General features: G+C 63.6%; 17 protein-coding genes and 2 tRNA genes. 8 read left to right on the top strand and 11 right to left on the bottom strand.

What is annotated here, in order from left to right:
- Nucleotides 1-48 precede the first annotated feature (48 nt).
- Entirely contained in the window at nt 49-582 is a 534-nt protein-coding gene (locus tag U5914_RS15505) for a hypothetical protein (protein ID WP_336136649.1), read from the top strand.
- Nucleotides 583-1,207: 625 nt separating this feature from the next.
- On the opposite strand, the gene U5914_RS15500 is transcribed toward U5914_RS15505, so the two are convergent.
- A tRNA-Ile gene (locus tag U5914_RS15500) sits at nt 1,208-1,329 on the bottom strand.
- A 90-nt stretch (nt 1,330-1,419) separates the two neighbouring features.
- Here U5914_RS15500 and U5914_RS15495 point away from each other — a divergent pair.
- Both U5914_RS15495 and U5914_RS15490 read left to right on the top strand, forming a co-directional pair.
- Entirely contained in the window at nt 1,420-2,601 is a 1,182-nt protein-coding gene (locus U5914_RS15495) for an iron-containing alcohol dehydrogenase family protein (RefSeq protein WP_336136648.1), read from the top strand.
- A 76-nt stretch (nt 2,602-2,677) separates the two neighbouring features.
- Nucleotides 2,678-3,742 carry a matrixin family metalloprotease gene (locus U5914_RS15490; RefSeq protein ID WP_336136647.1) on the top strand — a complete coding sequence of 355 codons (1,065 nt, stop codon included), beginning with the start codon at nt 2,678-2,680 and terminating at the stop codon, nt 3,740-3,742.
- Nucleotides 3,743-3,778: 36 nt separating this feature from the next.
- Here U5914_RS15490 and gdhB read toward each other — a convergent pair whose 3' ends face one another.
- From gdhB to U5914_RS15470, 4 genes are all read right to left on the bottom strand, one after another.
- Complete coding sequence (gdhB, locus tag U5914_RS15485) at nt 3,779-5,074, bottom strand: glutamate dehydrogenase GdhB (protein ID WP_336136646.1); 1,296 nt, start codon at nt 5,072-5,074, stop codon at nt 3,779-3,781.
- A gap of 1 nt (nt 5,075) precedes the next feature.
- A complete protein-coding gene (locus U5914_RS15480) occupies nt 5,076-5,219 on the bottom strand; it encodes a rubrerythrin-like domain-containing protein (RefSeq protein WP_332312446.1) in 144 nt (47 codons plus the stop codon).
- A gap of 121 nt (nt 5,220-5,340) precedes the next feature.
- Entirely contained in the window at nt 5,341-8,205 is a 2,865-nt protein-coding gene (locus U5914_RS15475) for a bacterio-opsin activator domain-containing protein (RefSeq protein ID WP_336136645.1), read from the bottom strand.
- Between the two features lie 130 nt (nt 8,206-8,335).
- Nucleotides 8,336-8,408 (bottom strand) — tRNA-Asn (locus U5914_RS15470).
- A 94-nt stretch (nt 8,409-8,502) separates the two neighbouring features.
- Between U5914_RS15470 and cca the strand changes: the two genes are divergently transcribed.
- The gene (gene cca, locus U5914_RS15465; RefSeq protein ID WP_336136644.1) at nt 8,503-9,849 is read left to right on the top strand and encodes a CCA tRNA nucleotidyltransferase; all 1,347 of its coding nucleotides are present in this window, start codon (nt 8,503-8,505) and stop codon (nt 9,847-9,849) included.
- A gap of 623 nt (nt 9,850-10,472) precedes the next feature.
- Here the strand turns inward: cca and U5914_RS15460 are convergent.
- Entirely contained in the window at nt 10,473-11,477 is a 1,005-nt protein-coding gene (locus U5914_RS15460) for a histone deacetylase family protein (RefSeq protein ID WP_336136643.1), read from the bottom strand.
- Entirely contained in the window at nt 11,474-11,911 is a 438-nt protein-coding gene (locus U5914_RS15455; protein WP_336136642.1) for a histone family protein, read from the bottom strand. The genes U5914_RS15460 and U5914_RS15455 overlap by 4 nt, the downstream gene beginning before the upstream one ends.
- Before the next feature lie 173 nt (nt 11,912-12,084).
- Here U5914_RS15455 and U5914_RS15450 point away from each other — a divergent pair, with 173 nt between their 5' ends.
- Complete coding sequence (locus tag U5914_RS15450; protein ID WP_336136641.1) at nt 12,085-13,074, top strand: 5,10-methylenetetrahydromethanopterin reductase; 990 nt, start codon at nt 12,085-12,087, stop codon at nt 13,072-13,074.
- Here U5914_RS15450 and U5914_RS15445 read toward each other — a convergent pair.
- Nucleotides 13,025-13,252, bottom strand: a complete 228-nt coding sequence (locus tag U5914_RS15445) for a DUF8024 family protein (RefSeq protein ID WP_336136640.1) — start codon at nt 13,250-13,252, stop codon at nt 13,025-13,027. The two genes, U5914_RS15450 and U5914_RS15445, sit on opposite strands and share 50 nt — an antisense overlap.
- A gap of 79 nt (nt 13,253-13,331) precedes the next feature.
- Here U5914_RS15445 and U5914_RS15440 point away from each other — a divergent pair, with 79 nt between their 5' ends.
- The 3 genes from U5914_RS15440 (at nt 13,332) to U5914_RS15430 (ending at nt 14,226) form a co-directional block, all read left to right on the top strand.
- Entirely contained in the window at nt 13,332-13,568 is a 237-nt protein-coding gene (locus U5914_RS15440) for a DUF7573 domain-containing protein (RefSeq protein ID WP_336136639.1), read from the top strand.
- A 57-nt stretch (nt 13,569-13,625) separates the two neighbouring features.
- Complete coding sequence (locus tag U5914_RS15435; protein WP_178289926.1) at nt 13,626-13,820, top strand: cold-shock protein; 195 nt, start codon at nt 13,626-13,628, stop codon at nt 13,818-13,820.
- 211 nt (nt 13,821-14,031) lie between these two features.
- Nucleotides 14,032-14,226, top strand: a complete 195-nt coding sequence (locus U5914_RS15430) for a cold-shock protein (RefSeq protein ID WP_332323188.1) — start codon at nt 14,032-14,034, stop codon at nt 14,224-14,226.
- Nucleotides 14,227-14,423: 197 nt separating this feature from the next.
- On the opposite strand, the gene U5914_RS15425 is transcribed toward U5914_RS15430, so the two are convergent.
- From U5914_RS15425 to U5914_RS15415, 3 genes are all read right to left on the bottom strand, one after another.
- On the bottom strand, nt 14,424-14,612 hold the full coding sequence (locus U5914_RS15425) for a DUF433 domain-containing protein (RefSeq protein WP_336136638.1): 189 nt from the start codon (nt 14,610-14,612) through the stop codon (nt 14,424-14,426).
- Between the two features lie 178 nt (nt 14,613-14,790).
- Complete coding sequence (locus U5914_RS15420) at nt 14,791-15,471, bottom strand: SLC5/6 family protein (protein ID WP_336136637.1); 681 nt, start codon at nt 15,469-15,471, stop codon at nt 14,791-14,793.
- Between the two features lies 1 nt (nt 15,472).
- A complete protein-coding gene (locus U5914_RS15415) occupies nt 15,473-19,663 on the bottom strand; it encodes an Eco57I restriction-modification methylase domain-containing protein (protein ID WP_418766781.1) in 4,191 nt (1,396 codons plus the stop codon).
- Nucleotides 19,664-19,785 lie beyond the last annotated feature (122 nt).

Here is a 19,785-nt window from a genome sequence, read left to right as displayed (position 1 = left end):
GCCGGAGTGCCAATACACTTGAGACACAGGAACCCCAACGATTATCTAATGCAGACCATAGACGAGACTCTCCAGCCGGACGTTTCCTACCGCGTGAGACAGCGACTCGGCCCATGGATCACCCGACTTGCGCAAACGTTCGGGCAGCCCGAGTATCGTCTTCGCGATACCGAATACGTCGGTACCGTCCAGCGGCCGCTGGACGAATTCACGGAGACGCTCCAGAGGCACGGGTTCGAGTGGGACCCGCTGGCGTGGTATCACCTGCCGCCAGTTGGGTCGGAACCGGATGGTAGCTGGACGTACCGACGGTCCTTGCTGGCCGACAGACAGATACACACCATCCTCATCGCCCATTCGCCGGAGTACATCGACGTTTTCGCCCACGAGGAGTACAACTGGCTGCGACACCCGATCAAACACCTCCGGCAGGTCGGCATCGAGCGGAAGGTCGGTAGTAGCGAGATGCGGCGTTGGCTCGAGAGTCGCGGCATAGAGGCCGACACCAGATCACGTCGGCGACGACAGGTTGCACACGCTATAGATGACCTCTACAAGTACCTGGGGTCCGTTATCCAGTAGCGCGGGAGCAATCCGTACCTTCGAAGCAGATCAGCGAGTCACGCCATTCGCGGTGTTTCCCGGAAAATGCCAAACCGGTCAGGGAGGACTCACACGAAAGTACCACGTGGCGGTCCTGTTGTCGCTTGATCACTCTGCTCCCGAATCGACCGAGTAGCGTTCCGTACTAACTGCGGTTGGTTCTGCTGTATTTGCGCGCTGTACTCAACATGACCGTCAAAAAGGCGTATTAGAACCGATTTACAAGAGTTTTACAAGCGTTAGCTTTTACGTACACATGCGCATTACGTTATGATAATTGGTTTTTCTTGGGTGAGAGAGGTCGCATGGGTCGAGTCGTGACAATGGTCGAGTCAGCGCCACCGTATCTCGACGGTCACTCAGACACCAGTCTTCGCAGTCCCGACATCGGTACCCAACGAAACATGGAGGCACATCAGCGACCGACCTCCTACTGACGAGTTTCAGGAACGAATTTCGACAGAGGGCGGCGACTCACAGCCAGACGCTGGTCGACATACCTCTGAGAGGGTCGTTTTGACGAACCGCGAAAACGCCATTTTCCGTACTGCTGGCCGCTACTCTGTCGGTTTTGTGAACGGCCCGAAAACGAGCGTATGAGGTATGGGCCCTGCCGGATTTGAACCGGCGACCGCCCGGTGTCCCATTCCCAAGGCGCATATCGCCTTTCGTTAGATAACTAGGAATTATGAGCCGGGTGCTATATCCAGACTAAGCTAAGGGCCCTCTATCATCGAGTATCCGCTGGCCCCTCTTTAGTTTGCCGGGACTACCGCGGGGCCAACACCCAAATTGGAGGCGGCCGACTCTCCGGTTATGAACTTCCGTTTCGAGTACGCACCCGGCACGGTTCGCTACGGTGAGGGCTGTGTGGCGCATCTATCCGACGAGCTCGACGCGCTGGGTGCCGAGCGCGCGCTGGTCGTGACGGGACAGACGGTCGGAACCTCGGAGGCCGTGATGGACCCAATCGAGGCAGGCTTGGGCGAGACACACGCCGAGACGTTCGCGGAGACGACGCCGGAAAAGCGACTGGGGACGGCCTTCGACGGCGCCGACCGGGTCGAGGCCGTCGGCGCCGACGCGCTCGTGGCGGTCGGCGGCGGCAGCAGTCTCGATATCGCGAAAATCGTCGCCGTCGTGGCGGCCTCCGAGCAGTCCTACGACGAGATTCGGGCCACCTTCGAGGAGAGTGGCTCGATTCCGGCGCCCGACGGCGACCTGTTGCCCATCGCCGTCGTCCCGACGACGCTGGCGGGCGCGGACCTGTCGATGATCGGTGGAATCACGGCCCGCAACGACGGCCTGATTCGCGGCGGCGTCTACGACGAGCGGCTGATGCCCGACGCGCTGTTCTACGACCCCGAGTTGTTCCGGACGACGCCCCACGGTGTTCTGTGTGCCTCGGCGATGAACGGCTTCGACAAGGCCGTCGAGACGCTGTATGCGAACACGGCGACGCCCATCACCGACGGGACGGCGGTGCGGGCGCTCGCCCATCTCGGCGACGGCCTGCCGGCGCTCGGCGAGGGCGACCGCGACGACGAGACGATGCACGACGCCGTCGTCGGGACGATACTCGCCCAGTACGGCTGTTCGCGGCCCGACGGGCTGACGCTGTCGCTCATCCACGCCTTCGGCCACGGCATCGCCCGCGGCTACGACGTCCAGCAGGGCGACGCCCACGGCATCATCGCGCCGCACGCCCTCCGGTACCTGTTCTCGGAGGTCGATGGCAACCGCGAGTTGCTGGCGGAGGGACTGGGTGTGGAGGCGGACACGCCCGACGGGATGGCCGAGGGTATCGTCGAGTCGGTCATCGAGGTTCGGGACGCGCTGGGGCTGTCAACGCGACTGCGGGACATCAGCGACATGGACGAGTCGGACCTCCCGGACATCGCCGCTGACGTCCACGCGGACGGGCTGATGCCCTACTGTCCGGAGGAACTGGACCCGACAGTCGAGGAACTGGAGGCCGTGCTTCGCGAGGCGTGGTGACTGACGAGTCGGTGGACACCGGGCGAGCGCCCCCTGCGGCCAGCGAGTATACGTACGACGAAGGCGTAGTCGGGCTATGACGCTGAGACGGCGGGACCTGCTCCGGGGCGCCGCGGCCGGCCTCGCTGGCGCGGGGCTTTCGGCCGCGCTCGCTGGCTGTACTGACGTCCGAGAGTTCGCTGCGGATGCGGACCCGCGTGGTCACCCGCTCGCGGGGACGACGACGGTCGCCATCGTCGACCGCAGCGACAGCAGCCACGACCTCGAAGCGCTCACCGACGCGTCGCTTTCCTTCTGGACCGAGAACGCCAACGAGTACGCCGGCTTCGAAGTCGAGTTCCGGCGCGTCGAGGGCGGGAGCGGCGACGCGGACCCCGACGTCGAAATCGAGTTCCTGGACGGTCGCGAGGAACTCGACGGGTGTCAGGACCACAGCACCGACAACGTCCTCGGCTGTGCGCCGCTCGTCCGGGAGACCAACCGCATCGACCGGCCCGTCGTCGCCGAGGTCGTCGCCACCGGCCGGCCATCCGGGGAGGTCGAAATCACGACCAAACACGAACTCGGCCACCTCCTCGGCTTGGGCCACGACGACGAACCGGCCTACATCATGTCGAACCGCATCGAGGACCGCCTGCCGGAGTACGAGGCCCGCGTCGACGTCCTCGATGCCTTCCGGGCGGGCTGGGCGGCGCGAAACGACGGGACGCGCGCCTACAACGAAGGTATCGGCTACTGGAACGACGAGGCCTACGAGCAGGCCACCGAGCCCTTCTCGCGCGCTCGCGAGCACTATCGGACGATATACGACCACATCGCGACCGCCGAGAACGCCGCGGCCGCCTTCGAGGGGATGCAGCGACCGGAGACGGTCGACCGCGAGCGCCTCCAGCGACACTTCGAGACGACGCACACGGTGGCCGACCTGTTGGTCGAGGCCGCCGAGAACATGCGGGCCGCGGCCGAAGCCATGGCGGACGGCGACCGAAACCGGGCGCGGGACCGACGGCAGGCCGCCACCGACGCGCTGGAGGAGTTCGACAGCATCGACGACCCGACGCCGGCCGACATCGGCCGGGCGCTCGGGCTGGTTCAGGGAGAAGAACTCGACGACGAAAGTGGGGACCCGAGCGGGAGTTGACCGGCGTCGAAGACCGCTCGATGCCGGCGTCGGCCGTCAGGGCCAGAGGCCCCGGGACTGGTGGGCCTCGGCGAGTCGCGAGAGGGCGACGATGTAGGCGGCGTTCCGCCACGTCACGTCTCTGGCTTCGTACTCCTCGCGGACGTCGTTCCACGCGTCGACCATCTCGGTTTCGAGTTCGTCGTTGACGCGTTCGAGCGACCACGGCCGGCGGTTGATGTCCTGGAGCCACTCGAAGTAGGAGACGGTGACGCCCCCGGCGTTGGCGAGAATGTCCGGAATCACGGGGAGATTCCGGTCGGCGAATATCTCGTCGGCGACGCTCGTCGTCGGGCCGTTGGCACCCTCGATTACCATGTCGGCCTCGATGTCGTGGGCGTTCGATTCGGTGAGGACGTTCCCGACGGCGGCGGGAATCAACACGTCGACGTCGAGTTCGAGCAGTCCCTCGTTGGTGACGGTCTCGGGGGCGTCGTGGCGCATGACGGCCTCCGGTTCCTCGTGGTGTGACGGGATGGAGTAGGTATCGAGGCCGTTGGGGTCGTAGATGCCGCCGTTGACGTCGCTGACGGCGACGACGTTCGCGCCCCAGTCGTCCAGCAGGCGGGCAGCGTTGGACCCGACGCTGCCGTAGCCCTGAATCGCGATGTCCGTCTCCCGGAGGTTCCACCCGTAGTAGTCGACGGCCTCGCGGGTGATGATGGCGACGCTGCGTCCCGGCGCGGCGTCCCGACCCTCGCTGCCGCCGATGACCGGGGGTTTACCGGTGACGACGCCGGGAGTGGTCTCGCCTTCCTGCATCGAATAGGCGTCCATCAGCCACGCCATCGTCTGGGGGTTCGTCCCCATGTCCGGCGCCGGGATGTCCCGGTTCGGGCCGATGATGTCGCGTATCTCCTCGGCGAAGCGGCGGGTGAGCCGTTCGGTCTCCTCGTCGCTGAGTTCCTTCGGGTTGACGGCGATACCGCCCTTCGCGCCGCCGAACGGGAGGTCCATGACCGCGCACTTCCAGGTCATCCACATTCCGAGGCCGACACACTCGTCGCGGGTGACCTCGGGGTGATAGCGCAGGCCGCCCTTATAGGGGCCGCGGACGCTGTCGTGTTGGGCGCGGTAGCCGGTGAACACCTCGACGGTCCCGTCGTCGCGCTTGATGGGGACGGTCACCTCCTGGACCTTCGCCGGGTGTTTGAGCCGCTCGACGGTGTTCGGGTCGATATCGAGGTACGCCGCGGCCAGTTGGAGCTGTCGACGAGCGGTCTCGACGGCCGATTCCGGTTCCGAGTCCGGCCCTGCCGCTGCCGCGTCGTCGTTCTGAGAAGGCGGCGACATGTTATTCGATGGGTGTCTGCCGGTTCCGCATCGCACCTCCGCATTCGGGGCAGGTTTCGGGGTTGCTCTCCGCGATAACGATGTTACCGCATTCGAAGCATTCGTAGGCGCTCTCCTCGCCGGGGATTTGCTCGATGTCTCTCATTGGATGTCACGAGTGGCCGCCGCCGTCAGGCAGCACTCAACTAAGGTCTACTATGTGTATAAGGTAATGCATAGCCGTTCGAGAACGAAGGGGTGCCGAATGGAGGGGTTCGTTATTGAACCTACTCGGGTGAGGCGAGCGGCACGTCGTTCTCCTCGAACAGCGTGGCGAAGACGTGGCGCTGGACCGCCCGGATGTGCTGATAGACGGCCGTCGGGGAGATTCCGAGCGTCTCGGCGACGTCCTCGCCGGTCGACTCCCGGGGGGTCTCGAAGAAGCCGCTGTAGTAGGCCGTCTGGAGGACCTCCAGTTGGCGGTCGGTGAGGTCGTCGAGGAACCGCGAGTAGAGGTCGCGGTCGGCGGTTCGGTCCAGCGTCTGCTTGCTGCGGAGTTCGACGCCCGCGAACGTCTCCCCGATCAGTCGCGTGATGTTCCGCACGTCGATGCGCTCGGGGATGTCGATGACGAGCGTCGTCTCGGTCGGCGAAGCCGTCGCCTCGCGGACGATGGCGCCGTGGTCGGCCAGTTCGGAGGCGAGGAACGGCCGGGTGAGCCGCAATCGGAGGACGCCGCCGTCGGCGTCGGCGCTTATGCGTCGAATCTCGTCGATGCCGACCAGTTCCGAGGCGGCCGCCTCGACGGCGTCCACGTCCGCCCCCTCGACGGTGACGAAGAGGTAGCTCCCCTCCGTCGTCCGCTGTAACACCCCCTGATAGGAGAGGGTACACGCCACGGTTTCGGCGAGTTGCGAGAGGACGAAGGTCGGGTCGTCGATCTCGAACTCGACGCGGGTCATCGACGTCGTGAGCAACGCGTTGGTCCGCTCGATGGCGCTGAGGGCCGCGGCGATGGTCTCGCCGAGTTCGGCCAGCACGGCCCGCGTCGTCTCGTCGAAGGCGTCCCGCGAGTCCGTATAGACCGTCAGGACGCCGTACGTGAGGTCGTTGTACACCAGCGGGAGGCTCAGTACCGACAGGAAATCCCGCGTGAGGGCATCCGAGCGCCACGACTCGTCCCGGAGGCCGTCGGCGACGTTCGGCACCAGCGTCAGTTCGCCCGTCGCCGCGGTGCGACCGGCCGGTTCCGCATCCGCCGGACCGACGGCGAAGGAGCGGCTATCGAGGTACCCCTGCTCGTCGCCGGCCCACGCCCGCGGTTCGAGCGTCTCCGTCGTCGAATCGACCGTCCCGATCCACGCGAACCGGAACCGGTCGTCGTCGGTCAGCAACTCACAGACGGCGTGGTCGATCTCCTCGCGGGTCTCGGCCCGCACGACCGCCTGGTCTATCTCCCGTATCGTCTCGTTGATGCGATTCAGGGCCGTGAGTTCCTCGTTTTTCCGCTGGAGCGTGAGGTCCTGCTCGCGGAGCCGCGATTCCCGTGCCACCCGGTCGAGGGCCGCCTCGGCGGTCGCCGCCAGCAGGTCGGCCAGTTCCCGCGTCACCTCGTCGAAGGCGCCGACCGAATCCGACCCGGCGACGAAGACGCCGTGGTCCCCCAGCGGGATGAAGGTCGTCCGCCTGAGCCGGGTCGCCCGGTTGTCGAGGCGGTCGGCCTCGTGGACGTCCTCGAAGAACAGCGACTCGTTGTCGACGAAACTCCGGCCGACGAGCGTCTCGCCGTCGGCGTGAACCGTCGGCAACGGCCCGTGAAACTCCGCCATCGCCGACGAGTGGGCCGCGGCCGCCAGTTCGTTTTCGTCCGCATCGAACAGGTAGACCGCACTCGCCTCCAAGTCGAGGACGCTGGCGGCATCCTCGACGACCTGCTGGGCGATTTCGCTGTGGGTTTCGGCGTAGAGGAACGCCCGCGCGGTCTCCTGGAGGGTCGCCAGCGCCTCCTCGCGCTGTTTGCGCTTCGTGATGTCCCGGCAGCTATACAAGAGCGTCCCGCCCTGAATCGAGACTTCCCGGACGTTGACCAGCAGGGTGTGCTCGCGGCCCGCCTTGTCGGTCGCCGTGCATTCGATGTTCTTGAGAACGCCCTTCTCGGCGAGTTCCTCGCGGTCGAAGAGGTCCTCGCCGAGCAGTTCGTCGATGGTCCCCTGCCGCCGAATCTCCTCGGCGGTGTAGCCGAAGATGAAGTGGACGTTCGGGCAGATATAGGTGTACTCGCCGCCCTCGTCGGTGATGAGGACGGTGTCGGTCATGTTGTTGAGCGTGACCCGGTGGAGTTCCTCCGAGCGCCGGAGGTCCCGTTCGAGTTCGACCCGGTCGGTGATGTCGACGCCCTCGACGACGATGGAGACGAGTCGGCCGCGTTCGTTCTCGACCGGTCGAACCGAGAGGTCGATGACCCGCTGGTCGTCGACGTGTGGCGGCTGGGAGACGACGGCGTTCCCGAACGACCCGTCGAGGGCCGTCTCGACGATTCGCCGCACGTCCCGCTGGGTCGCCTCCGCGTTGGCCCACCACGGGAGCCGCCAGAACGGCTCGCCGACGAGCGCGTCGACGTTCTCGTCGGTCATCTCGCGGGCCGTCCGGTTGGCCCGGACGAGCGTCCCCTCGGGGTCCAGCACCCACGTCGCCGTCCGCGCGTCGTCGAAGACCGCGTCGAACTGCCGGGCCCGCTCCTGTCGGACCGAGGCCTCGCGAGCGGTTCCCATCGCGCGTTCGGTCCGTGCCAGCAGGTCGTCGACCGCCGTCTCGACCGGCCCGTCCATCGGGACGTAGTCGGCCACACCGGCGCCGACCGCCTCGCTGGCGACGGCTTCGCTTCCGGCGTCGGTGGCGAGAACGACAGGCAGCGTCGTCGTCTCCTCTCGGATGGCCTCCAGGAGGTCGACGCCGGTCGACCCGTCGAGAACGTAGTCGGTGACGACGCAGTCGACGGTGCCGCGGTCGACGGCGTCGAGGACCGCCGTCGGCGCCTCGACCGTCCGGACGGACGCCCCGACGGCCTCGGCCCGCTCGGCGAACGGGGCGACCCACTCGGCCGTCCCGACGGCGAGGAGGCGCGTGGAGTCGAGCGCGGAACCCGCCGGCATCAGTCGACCGCCCCACTAACGCGGTCCGAAACGAGGCTCCTAGTCATGGTTCGTTATCAAACCCTCAGGCGATAAATGCGTTCGGCCGGCGGCCGAGGCGGTGCTCGAAATGCGGGAAGCGAAGGAAGTACGCCGCCGCCAGGTCTCGAACCTGGGACAACCTGGGTAACAACCAGGTGCTCTACCAACTGAGCTACGGCGGCACGACGCATCCGTGTATACTGCGATTCGACAAATAGGGCTTTCGCTTCCGCGCGGCATCGACACGCTTTACCACCCGACAGCGCAACGGCCGGTATGTCCTTCGAGTCGGTCCTCGCGGAGGTGCGGGACCGCGTCGTCCCCGACGACGACGAACGCGAGCAACTGGAGGCGGTCGTCGCGGAGCTTTCCGACCGCGCCGAGGCGGCCATCGAGGAGTTGCCCGTCGAGGCCGACACCCGGCTGGTCGGCTCGACCGCACGCGGGACGTGGCTCGCCGGCGACCGCGACGTCGACCTCTTCGTCCGCTTTCCGCCCGACCTCCCGCGGGAGGAACTGGAGGCCTACGGCCTCGAAGTCGGCCACGCGGTCCTGCCGGATGGCCACGAGGAGTACGCCGAACACCCCTACGTCAAGGGCGAGTACCGCGGCTTCGACGTCGACTGTGTCCCCTGCTACGACGTCGAGAGCGCGACGGACATCCGGTCGGCCGTCGACCGGACGCCGTTCCACACGCAGTATCTGGAGGGCCGAATCGAGCCGCTGGCCGACGACGTGCGGCTGGCGAAGGCCTTCCTCTCGGCTATCGGCGCCTACGGCAGCGATTTGCGGACCAGGGGCTTCTCGGGCTTTCTGACCGAACTGCTCGTTCTCGAATACGGGGGTTTCCGCGCGTTCGTCGAGGCTGCCGCCGACTGGCACCCACCCGTTGCGTTCGACCCCGCAGACCACGGCGCGAAATCGTTCGACGACCCGCTGGTGGTCATCGACCCGACCGACCCCGAGCGCAACGTGGCGGCCGTCTGTTCGGCCCGCAACGTCGCCCGCCTGATTCACTACGCCCGCGCGTTGCTCGACGAGCCGCGGGTCGAGCGCTTCGAGGCGAGCGAGCCGGACCCACTGTCGGCGGCGGCGGTCCGCGAACACGTCGCCGACCGCGGAACGACGCCCGTTGCCCTCCGCTTTTCGGCGCCGGATATCGTCGAGGACCAACTCTACCCGCAACTCGACAAGTCGCTGGCCGGTATCGAAGGCGCACTTGAGCGGGCTGGGTTCGCGCCCCTCCGGAGCGCACGCTTCGCCGACGAGTCGGCCGTCCTGCTCGTGGAGTGTTCCGTTTCCGAACTGCCCGCCGTCGCCCGCCACGACGGCCCGCCGGTCGGCGTCCGAAGCCACGCCGAGGGCTTTCATGCGGCCTACGCGGACGACGACGAGGCCGTCGGCCCCTTCATCGACGAGGAGGGCCGCTACGTCGTCGAGCGGCCGCGCGACGCGCGCACGCCCGCCGAACTGCTCGACGCGCGGCTCTTCGAGGTGTCGCTGGGACCGCACGTCGAATCGGCGCTGGCCGACGACTACGAGGCGTTGGTCGGCGAGGAACTCGGCGAGGTGGCCGAGGAGTTCGGCGTCGAGTTGGCGCGGTACTTCGAGCCGCGACCCTGACCGGTTCGACTTCGCGTCGGCCGCGTTCTTTTATAACACGAGCGGGGAGATTCTCTGACTACAAACAACTGGAAAGCCCCCAGTCAGAGGGGCGCCAAGGCAACCACTCGCTTCCGACTATTTAAGTTTGTAAACGGCGCGCGCTGGTCGACCGCCGCGAGGTTGCGAGGGTGACCGAAGGGAACCCTCGATGGCGAACGGGGAGCGAAGGGACCCGTGAGTCCGTGAGCGGCGGTCGGACGACACCGTGCGAGGGACGACTGACCGAACGTAGTGAGGGATTGCGAGGGTCGGAGCGACCGCAGGGAGCGAGACCCTCGAATACCCGAACGGGGAGCGAAGCGACCCGTGAGGGAAGGAGTCGGCTGGGGAGGTGTGTGGTGCGGTGCTGGGCCTGGCGTCCTCGTGAGCGACCGAAGGGAGCGAACGAGGGCTCGGAAGACGAGCGAAGCGAGTCTTCCGGTGGAATCGAAAGGCGAGGGGGGCGGCTGGCGCTTGCGTGGTCGTCTGAGCGGGCACTATTCGACGCAACTACGTCCGTCGAATATCCCGCTCAGCGACCGCCAGCCGACCGAGGGCTTCGCAAGCGACGAAAAGTCGCAGCACCACATACACACAAGCACCTACAGGTCGTGGGCGTCGCGCGCGTCGTCGATGACGCGCTTGGATTTCGAGAGCACTTCTCCGTCGGGGACGACGGGTTCGCGCCCGTCGAAAACCTCGTGGACCATGCCGACCGAATCCGCCAGCGGGTCGAGGCCGTAGCCGCCTTCGAGGACGAACGCCAACTCCGCATCGAGGTCGTCGCACATCTCGCGGACCTGCTGGGTCAGGTAGCCGTACCCCTCCGTCGAGACGCGCATCCGGGAGATGGGGTCGTGTTCGTGGGCGTCGAAGCCCGCGCTGATGATGAGCAGGTCCGGGTCGAACCGCTCTAAGGCGGGCGCGAGCAACTGGTCGATGGCGGCCGCGTACTCGTCGTCGCCGCTGCCGCCGGGAAGCGGGAGGTTGAGGTTCGTCTTCCGCGCGTCGGGGCCGCCGGTCTCCAGCACGTCGCCGGTCCCGGGGAAGAGGCCCCGCTCGTGGATGGACATGTAGAAGAGTTCGGGGCGCTCGTAGAAGATGTCCTGCGTGCCGTTGCCGTGGTGGACGTCCCAGTCGAAGACCGCGACCCGGTCGACGTCGTCGTGTTCGAGGGCCTGCTGGGAGGCGACGGCGACGTTGTTGAAGAAACAGAAGCCCATCGCCTCGTCGTACTCGGCGTGGTGGCCCGGCGGGCGGCCGATGGCGAAGGGCGTCTGTCGACCGTCGGCGCCGCCGAGGGTCTCCTCGACGGCCCAGCAGGCCAAGCCGGCGGACGCGCGGGCGGCCTCCCACGTCTCCTCGACGGCGACGGTGTCGGCGTCCCACGTGCCGCCGCCGTCGGCACAGAACTTCTCGACCTCGGCGACGTAGTCGGGGTCGTGGACGGCTTCGAGCGCCGAGCGGTCCGCGAGGCTGCCCTCCCGATAGGCGACCCCGTGGCGCTTCGACAGCGCGCGACGAATCGCCCGCAGGCGGTCCGCCGTCTCGGGGTGCCGGGAACCGGTATCGTGCTCGAGACAAACCTCGCGGTAGCCGAACCTCATTCGAAGTACGGTTCGAGTTCGTAGTATGCCTCGATATCCTCCGCTTTGATCGTTCGCCGGTCGGCGTGGCGCGCGAGAATCGCGGCCGCCGCGGCGACGGTGTCCGCGTAGGATTCGAGTTCGCCCGCGAGCGCGATGCGGGCGTCCATCGAGACCCGATAGCGGTCACCGATATCGAGGCGAGCGATACGGTCGATGGGCGCGACCGGCAGTTCGAGCAGGTCCTTGTCGACGACCGGAGCGTCGAAATCCTCGGCCATCAGCGTCTTGCGGCCGTCCTCGGTGGCGCGTTCGGCCGCGTCGGTGGCCAACTCGGCCCCGCGGGTCTGAATCCGACGGGCGAGCTCTTCCGCAGCCTCGGCACTGACGCGCAACTGCCCCGCGTTCCGACGGATTATCGTGTCCACCGGGGCGAACGGTAACTCGACGCTCATACCCAACACCCGGGCCGAATTCGCCTTAATCTTTGCGAGGCAACGGCATGCTTGCCGCCTGTTGAACTCGGTTGACACGACGGGGTGGTCGGGACCCATCGGTCCGGGAGCCTTTTGCCTGTACTGCCCGCCCTAAAGAGCGGCCGGCACCAACGAACGGCAACGAGGCCTCTATGCACGGAATCGAACTCACGCCGGAACACCCGGTCGACCGCATCGGCCAGTTGGGCGAAGCCGCCGAAGCCGCCGGCTTCGACACCGTCTTCGCGTCGTGCCATTACAACAACCGCGACCCCTTCCTCGCGCTGGACCGGGTCGCCCGCCGCACCGACGACGTCCGGGTCGGTCCCGGCGTCGCCAACCCCTACGAGACCCACCCAGTCACGCTGGCCTCCCGCGTCGCGACGCTGGACGAGGCCTCCGGCGGCCGCGCGGTCTTCGGCGTCGGCGCCGGCGACGCCTCCACGCTGAACAACCTCGGCTACGAACGCGACCGCCCGCTGCGGCGCGTGCTGGAGACGTTCAAGGTCGCCGAGGACCTCTTTGCGGGCGAGCGCGTCGACCACGACGGCACGTTCCTCGCCCGCGATGCCGGCCTCAACTACGACGAGGCGGTCGGCGAGATTCCGACCTACGTCGGCGCACAGGGCCCGCACATGATTCGAATGGCCGCCAAACACGCCGACGGCGTCCTCCTGAACGGCTCCCACCCGCGCGATTTCGAGTGGGCCGCCGAGCAGGTCCAGCAGGGCCTCGACGACCGACCGGACCACCGCGGCGCGTTCGATTTCGCCGCCTACGCCTCCGTGTCGGTCGCCGAGGACGCTGCCGCGGCGCGCGCGGCCGCCCGCCCGCCGGTGGCCTTCATCGCCGGGGGTGCCGCCCCGCCGGTTCTCGACCGCCACGACATCGACCGCGAGCGCGCGTCGGCTATCGGCGACCACATCTCCGCCGGCGCGTTCGACGAGGCCTTCGAGGCCGTCACCGAGGAGATGATAGACGCCTTCTGTATCGCCGGCACGCCGGAAACGGTGGAGGAAAAGATGCGGAACGTACTCGAATACGCGGATAGTTTCGTCGTCGGGTCGCCGCTGGGGCCCGACCTCGATGCGGCTATCGAGTTTGCTGGGGCGGCCCTTGACTCGGCAGCAGACGCCCGATAGACGACAGCACCGCGCCGATAGTCAGCACGCCGAAGCCGCCGGCGGAGACAGCGACGAGCAGGCCGCCGATAGCGATCAGAATCGCCGACAGGGGGTCGGCCGACGCGATCTCGATGAACTGCTCGATTATCCCGATCGTGTTCTCCCGGAGGCCGTCCTGAATCTCGACTTCTACCATACCAAACCCTTCGAGGCCTCCTACTTGTGTGTGTCCGTCTGCCGCGGGGCTTAAGCCGCCGCGGCCACCAGTACCCCCCATGCGCGACCGCTCGCTCGAGGAGTTCGCCAGCGATTCCGAGGACGCCGACGACGCGGCCGAGGCGGCCGACGACGCCACCGCGGCCGCATCGGAGCCCGACCCGGCGCTGTCGACCTACGAGTGGACCTCCGGGGGCGTCGCCTGCGAGGAGTGCGGCACCGTCGTCGAGAAGCGCTGGCGAAACGGCGACGGAACCGGCGAAGCGCTCGTCTGTGCGGACTGCAAGGAGTGGTAGACACCGGCGTTCGGGGTCGGAAGGCTTATACGTGTAACTCGTCTCCCTACATCCGCAATGGCGACTGGAACCGTTGATTTCTTCAACGACACTGGCGGCTACGGATTTATCGAAACTGAGGACGCGGACGAGGACGTTTTCTTCCACATGGAGGACGTTGGCGGTCCGGACCTCGAAGAAGGACAAGAAGTCGAATTCGACATCGAAGAGGCCGAGAAGGGCCCGCGCGCGACTAACGTCACGCGCCTTTAAATCCAGGTCACACTCGCCTCACGGCGACTGAACTATCCTATTTACGCGGTTATTTTACACGACACAGCGACAGCGCCCGTCCAGTCGTTCGATTCGCCCGCTTCGAGCCCTGACGCTCGAAATCGTGGGGCGCTTTCTCGTGGGTCGGACATATCATGACAACGATACCCTCGGAACCCTTATCCGTGTACCGGCCATCTCTCTATTCGCAATGGCAAACGGTACTGTTGATTTCTTCAACGACACGGGCGGTTACGGGTTTATCGAGACTGAGGACGCGGACGAGGACGTTTTCTTCCACATGGAGGACGTTGGCGGTCCGGACCTCGAGGAAGGACAGGAAGTCGAATTCGACATCGAAGAGGCCGAGAAGGGCCCGCGCGCGACCAACGTCACGCGCCTTTAAATCCAAGCTCACACTCGCCTCACGGCGACTGAAATGACACTTCTTTCGACGAACTGCACCCGATAGCGGCGGCGCTGGTCGTTAGTACGATACAAACGAACGGGCGTCAAGCCCCGAACACGACACGGTGATCACGCGAGAAGTATCCCACTTTCGAGGTCGCGGTCGGTATTATCCCCGGAAACGCGGGTTTCGTGTTACTTTTTATAATACGCCAGCGCCGTATGAACGTCTTCGAGGGTCAGCGCTGGATATAGCTCGACGATCTCGTCCGGCGAGTAGCCGCTGTGCTCGTAGGCACTCGCGATATTCCAGACCCGGATGCCCGTCCCCTCGATGGTCGGCGCACCATCGCTGTGGTCGGGGTCACGGACGATTTTGGTCATACTGCCCGTAAATGGTTATAAAACTTAGTTATCCTCGTCATCGCGCTGACGGCCCTTGGCGACACGTTCGCCACCACTAAGGAGGCTAGCACGTGCCCGTTCCCGGTCAGACCGCTCCTCCTCCTCTTCCTGATTACTCATACTCGAATGTAGCTTCTCTATACGCATAATCCTTCGGTCAATACCATTCATAGAGGTCGCGAACGGCCCGCCAGATCTGGGTGAGCACTCCAGAAACCAGTACTACAAAGAGGATCAACAGGAATGCCGCACCGAGCAGCCATATTGGAACCGCACCAGTAATACCCCGATAGACGCCCAGTACGAAGGAGATAATGGCAAAAACGACGAAGGCGATAGTCAGTTGTATTAACGGGATATTTCGGACGTTCGTGCTTCTGTTGAAGTTGATCCGCATAATGTAGTTCTTGACCAGCAATTCTTCGGCTTCGGTCTCGGAGAAGTCGGCTTCCAGCAAGGCGGCCAGGTTCTCCGAACTCACCCCGACATCGAGCTCGGAAGCGGTGTACGTAATCGCTGCGAACGCCGTCGACAGAACCAATGCTGCTATCCCAATCTGGGTGTAGATGTTCACGAAGAGTTCGAGAGCATCTATTCCCGACGGCGGGTCGGGCCCGAACTGCGTAACAATCGATAGAATCGAAACGAGAAGGCCGATCAAGACGAGATTGAGACGGAATATCTTGCTGGCCTTCGTATCGATATCGTTGAGCGTTTGACGCTGGGCGTCAACCGTTTTGCGGGCCTCCTCCCGCAACTCGGTTAGCTGATCTGCGTCCCCGGAGAACTGGATGTCTCGGAGTTCTTCACGCAATTCGGACGGATCGCGACTCGACATTCTAGTCCCTCACCGACTCCTCGACGATCTCGATTTCCTCCTCTGTCAGCCCGTACAACTCGTAGACGATTTCGTCGATTAGCTGGTCGGTTTTCTCGATTTTCGCGTCGAGTTCCTCGGCGCGTTCCTTCGTCTCGATGTAGCTTTCCAGTCCCTCGGCCACCTCGTCGACGGCCGGCAGCGTGAGCTTCCGCAGCCGGTCGACGAGCGAATTAGTCTTCGTCGCCGTCTCACGGAACTCCGCGAACCCACCGGCCTCGTCGACGGCGACGGGGACGAAGTGCTCTATCAGGTCGGCCTCGGTTTCGCTGAGGTCAGCGATCTCCAGCGCGGGCAGGAGTTCGGTTTCGGTATACCCCCACTGGTCGGTTTCGTGGACGCTCTCACGGGCTTCGCCCGTTCGAGCAGTCCGAGACCCTCCCTTCGGTCGCGTCTCGCCGTCCTCGTCGTCGGGCTTGTACCGCGCTGTCAGCCGGATTTCGACGCTCGTGGGCGACTCCCGAACCACCTCGCAGGTGCCGACGCGGAGATTGGGGTGGTCCTCCGTCGTTTTCTGGAGGATGGAGTCGGCCGCGCCTTCCGGGGGTTGGGTGAGGCCGATGTCGGAGAGGGTCTGGCCGTCGGAGTAGGAGCCGAGGTGGTCAAGTAAAGCAAGGTTGAGCCTTTTCAAGTCCCTATTGAGGGACAAAATCTCCTCGGCTTTTTCTGCGACATGGTCAAGGCTACTCGACGGGACTTTTAGCTGTGATAAAAATCCGGGTTTATACGACCTGAATCCACCCTTCTTAGGTGGAGCAATACCTCGATAGATATGTTCAATCAGCTTAGAATTCAACAAACCAAGAAGCCCGAGATAATCATTTATTGAATTCGTATCCAACTTTATGCTTTTTATTTTAGTGTTGAAATAATTATTAACACCACGGTAATCCAAGGTGAATTTGTTTTTCTCGGCTATATCGGGAGTCAATATCTTAGGATTGGAGAATATCCCCGGGGTCCTCTCGCACCAGATCTCGTACCAATATTTCCCAGAGTCTAAAACATACGTTCTATTCTCCAAGTCATCACGATGAGAACACAAATGCTCCCAAACATTGGGGAATTCAGATTGGAGTTGGGAGGGAGGGATTACTTCTCCAGATTCATCATAAGGATATACACATTGGAGACTGGTATCAGGCTCTATATATTTTTCAATATCTTTACCTTTGAGCATCGGACGCAATAGCTCATCTTCTAACCCCTTTTCAACTGCTTTGGATTTTTTAATAAAAAATGCTTCATTGTAACCAGTATGGATCCCTTCCGAGATCGACTCAGTAAACTCCCCGAGTTCTAAGAAGTTAGAAGGGATTGATTCTATGATTTTAACAACACTTGGAGGAATCACCGGCCAGGGATCGCTATTAAGGTCAGAATTATGGAGAGAATACACCTCCATATCATCAGTTTGGATTTCAACAAGATGGTTTTCAAAAGGAGTGTATACGGAAAATTCGTCACTATCTCCAAGGTTTTTCGGTGAAGCAGTAAAGATACAAGTATAATTTATCGCACCATCAAATACATCTACCTCTGACAAATCCACAATATTTCGTATTGCCGCATTTCGAGAGACATACTCCCTGAGACCTTGACCATAGGACCGCCGCATAAACATAGTGGGCTGAATAAATGACAAAGTATCAGCAGAAATTTTCAGGCCTATCTCTGTGAAGACGGTGTACAAGTCCCAGCGCCCAGTTGTGGATGTATAAGAAGATTCTAGATATCGTTGTAAATCGTCCTCGATATTTTTAGTCCCAACGTACGGAGGATTACCGATAACTGCATCAAACCCAGATCCAGTCAGTTTTCGGCCATCATCTCCAAAGAACGCCGCAGGATACTCCAACTCCCAGTGGAAGAAGCCCTCTTCCTCCGCGGTCGCCTGCGCACTTTTAAACCAATCTGCCTCCTGAATCTCGGCCCACTCGCTTTCGCTCTCGATCGCACCGGCCATCTCCTCGTAGGCCCCTTCGGGAATGTCCAGTCCGAATCGCTCCGCAGTGTGGACGTTCGTCAACTCGAACAACCGCTGATACAGCGGGTCGGCCCGGATTTCTTTATAAATCTCCTCCATCGACTGCACGTCTTCGAGCGTTTCGTTGTCGATGGCCAGCAACTCCTCCATCAGGTCCATAACGTGCTCCAGCGTGTCCTGTCGGACGCGCGCCAGCGCCTGCGTGAGGGTCAACTGGCCGCCGTCGTCGCCCGCGTCCTCCGAGAGGACTTCGGTCACGTCCGAACCGACAAGCGAGTTGCCCGTTTTTAAGTGGTGGTCGAGGAAGGCCAGCGGGCGGTCCGCCGCGAGGGTTTCCAGCCACATCGAGAGTTTGGCGAGTTCGACCGCCATGCCGTTGATGTCGACGCCGTAGATGCACTCCTTGGCTATCTCGCGGCGGACGTGCTGTTCGTCGAAGGCCGCGCCCATCTCCGATTCCACCTCGCGGATCTCGTCCATCACGCGCTCGGTGAGAAAGCCGGTCGCGCGGGTGAGGAAGTGGCCCGACCCCATCGCCGGGTCGAGGATTTTTAAGTCGGTGACCCGCCGGAGGAACGGCCCGAGGTACTCCTGTGTGCCGGGTTCGAAGCCCTGCTCGACGAGGTCCTCGCGTATCTCCTCAACCAGCGGCCCGACCGTCTCCTCGACGATGTAGGTGACGACGTAATCCGGGGTGTAGTACGCGCCCGTCGCCTTTCGCTCGCCCTCGTCGTTGACGACGTAGAGGCCACCCTCGGGGACCGTCTCGACGGCGTCGGCGACGGTGACCTCGGTGGCGGGTTTCCAGACCTGCCCGCCGTCCTCGGCGACGGCTGCGTAGTCCTCCGAAGCGATTTCGAACTGGTGTTCGAGCAGGCCCTCATACACCGAGCCGAGATGACGGGTATCGAGGTCGGCGTAATCCGCGAGGACGTAGCGGCCGTTCTCGTTTTCGGTGGTCGACAGCCGGTAGATGACCTCCGCGAGATGGCGGTTGCTTACCTCGTTTTCCGCGAGGAACTCGTGTTTCTCGTGGTCGAAGAGCCCGCCGTTGTACGGCGGGATTCCGAGCGACTCCTCGCCCTCGTCGATGAGGCTGAACAGGTCCTCCAACCGACTCCAGTAGGTCGTCGAATACTCGCTGAAGGCAGCGTCGAAGCCCTCGTCAACCTCACCGATCTCCTCGTGAATCTGGAGGCGGAGCGCATCGAGACTGAAGTTCTCCTCGTATTCGGAGACGGCCGCCGGGTCCTCGGGATGGATGAGCCCCCGCGACTCCGCATAGAGGATGAACATGAGCCGATAGAGGAGTACGAGCGATTGTTCTTTGAGTTCGTCCAGCGACTCTTGGTCGTCCGGGTTGATATCGAGGTCGTTGGATTCTAGGAAGCCACGCCCGAGTACCCGAAGCGCGGTGAAGACGTTGTCCTGCAGGTCCTCGCCGAGTTCCTGTGCGGCGGTTTCGCTTTCCGACCAGACGCTATCGAGAAACGTCTCCCCGCCGACCTCGCGGAAGGCCTCGGGCCGGAAGAAGACGTAGAAGTACTTGAACGCTTCAATCCCCCCGTGTTCGAGCAGTTCCGGCAGGTCGACCTCGTAGTAGGTCTGGGTCTCGTAGTCCTTCGTCCCGTAGAGCCGCCACTTCCGGCCGTTCGTCAGGATACCCCACTGGATGTTCTCCGGCGTCTTGCTCAGATATCGCTTGATCTGCTGGGAGGCGTTGTGGTAGGGCCGGTGTTCGCTGAACCGCGCCTCGAAATCCGCGTCCCACTGTTTGGCTTCGACGAGGCCCAGCCCTCGCTCGAAGAGGTCCGTCGTCTCCTCGGTGTCGAGATACACGCTCGCCGCTTCCCGACGACGGCTCTCGTCCTCGAACAGCAACACGTCGACGTACCCATCACCCTCCGGGAGCGTCGTCTCGACTTGCGTCCCGAACCCGAGTATCTTGAGGACTTCGCTGATCCAGTTGTCGATGAGTGGGTCCTCGTTGTACCCGTTGACGAGACCCCGTTCGTCGTCGTAGAGCTGCTGAAGTTCCTCGAAGACGGATTCGGCTTCAGCATCGCAGTCCCACTCCTCCCGGTCGGTGACCCGCTCGTTCAAATAGTAGCCGGCAAAGAGGTTCGAATTACGATAGGGGAGTTCCCCGAGGGTCGCCTGACTCATCGTTGCTATCCTTCACCCCGGCCTCCCCCGATAAGAAAGTACCTCCCTCACTCCTGTCCTGCCGTTCCCCACAGCCCTTAGGTCCCTGCACCCCTTGTGGCAGGTAATGACAACCGCGTATC

It is taken from the genome of Natronomonas amylolytica, assembly GCF_037031205.1.
Classification (GTDB): Archaea; Halobacteriota; Halobacteria; order Halobacteriales; family Haloarculaceae; genus Natronomonas; species Natronomonas amylolytica.
The sequence above is the reverse complement of the archived record's forward strand: the minus strand, read 5'-3'. Positions and strand labels throughout refer to the sequence as shown.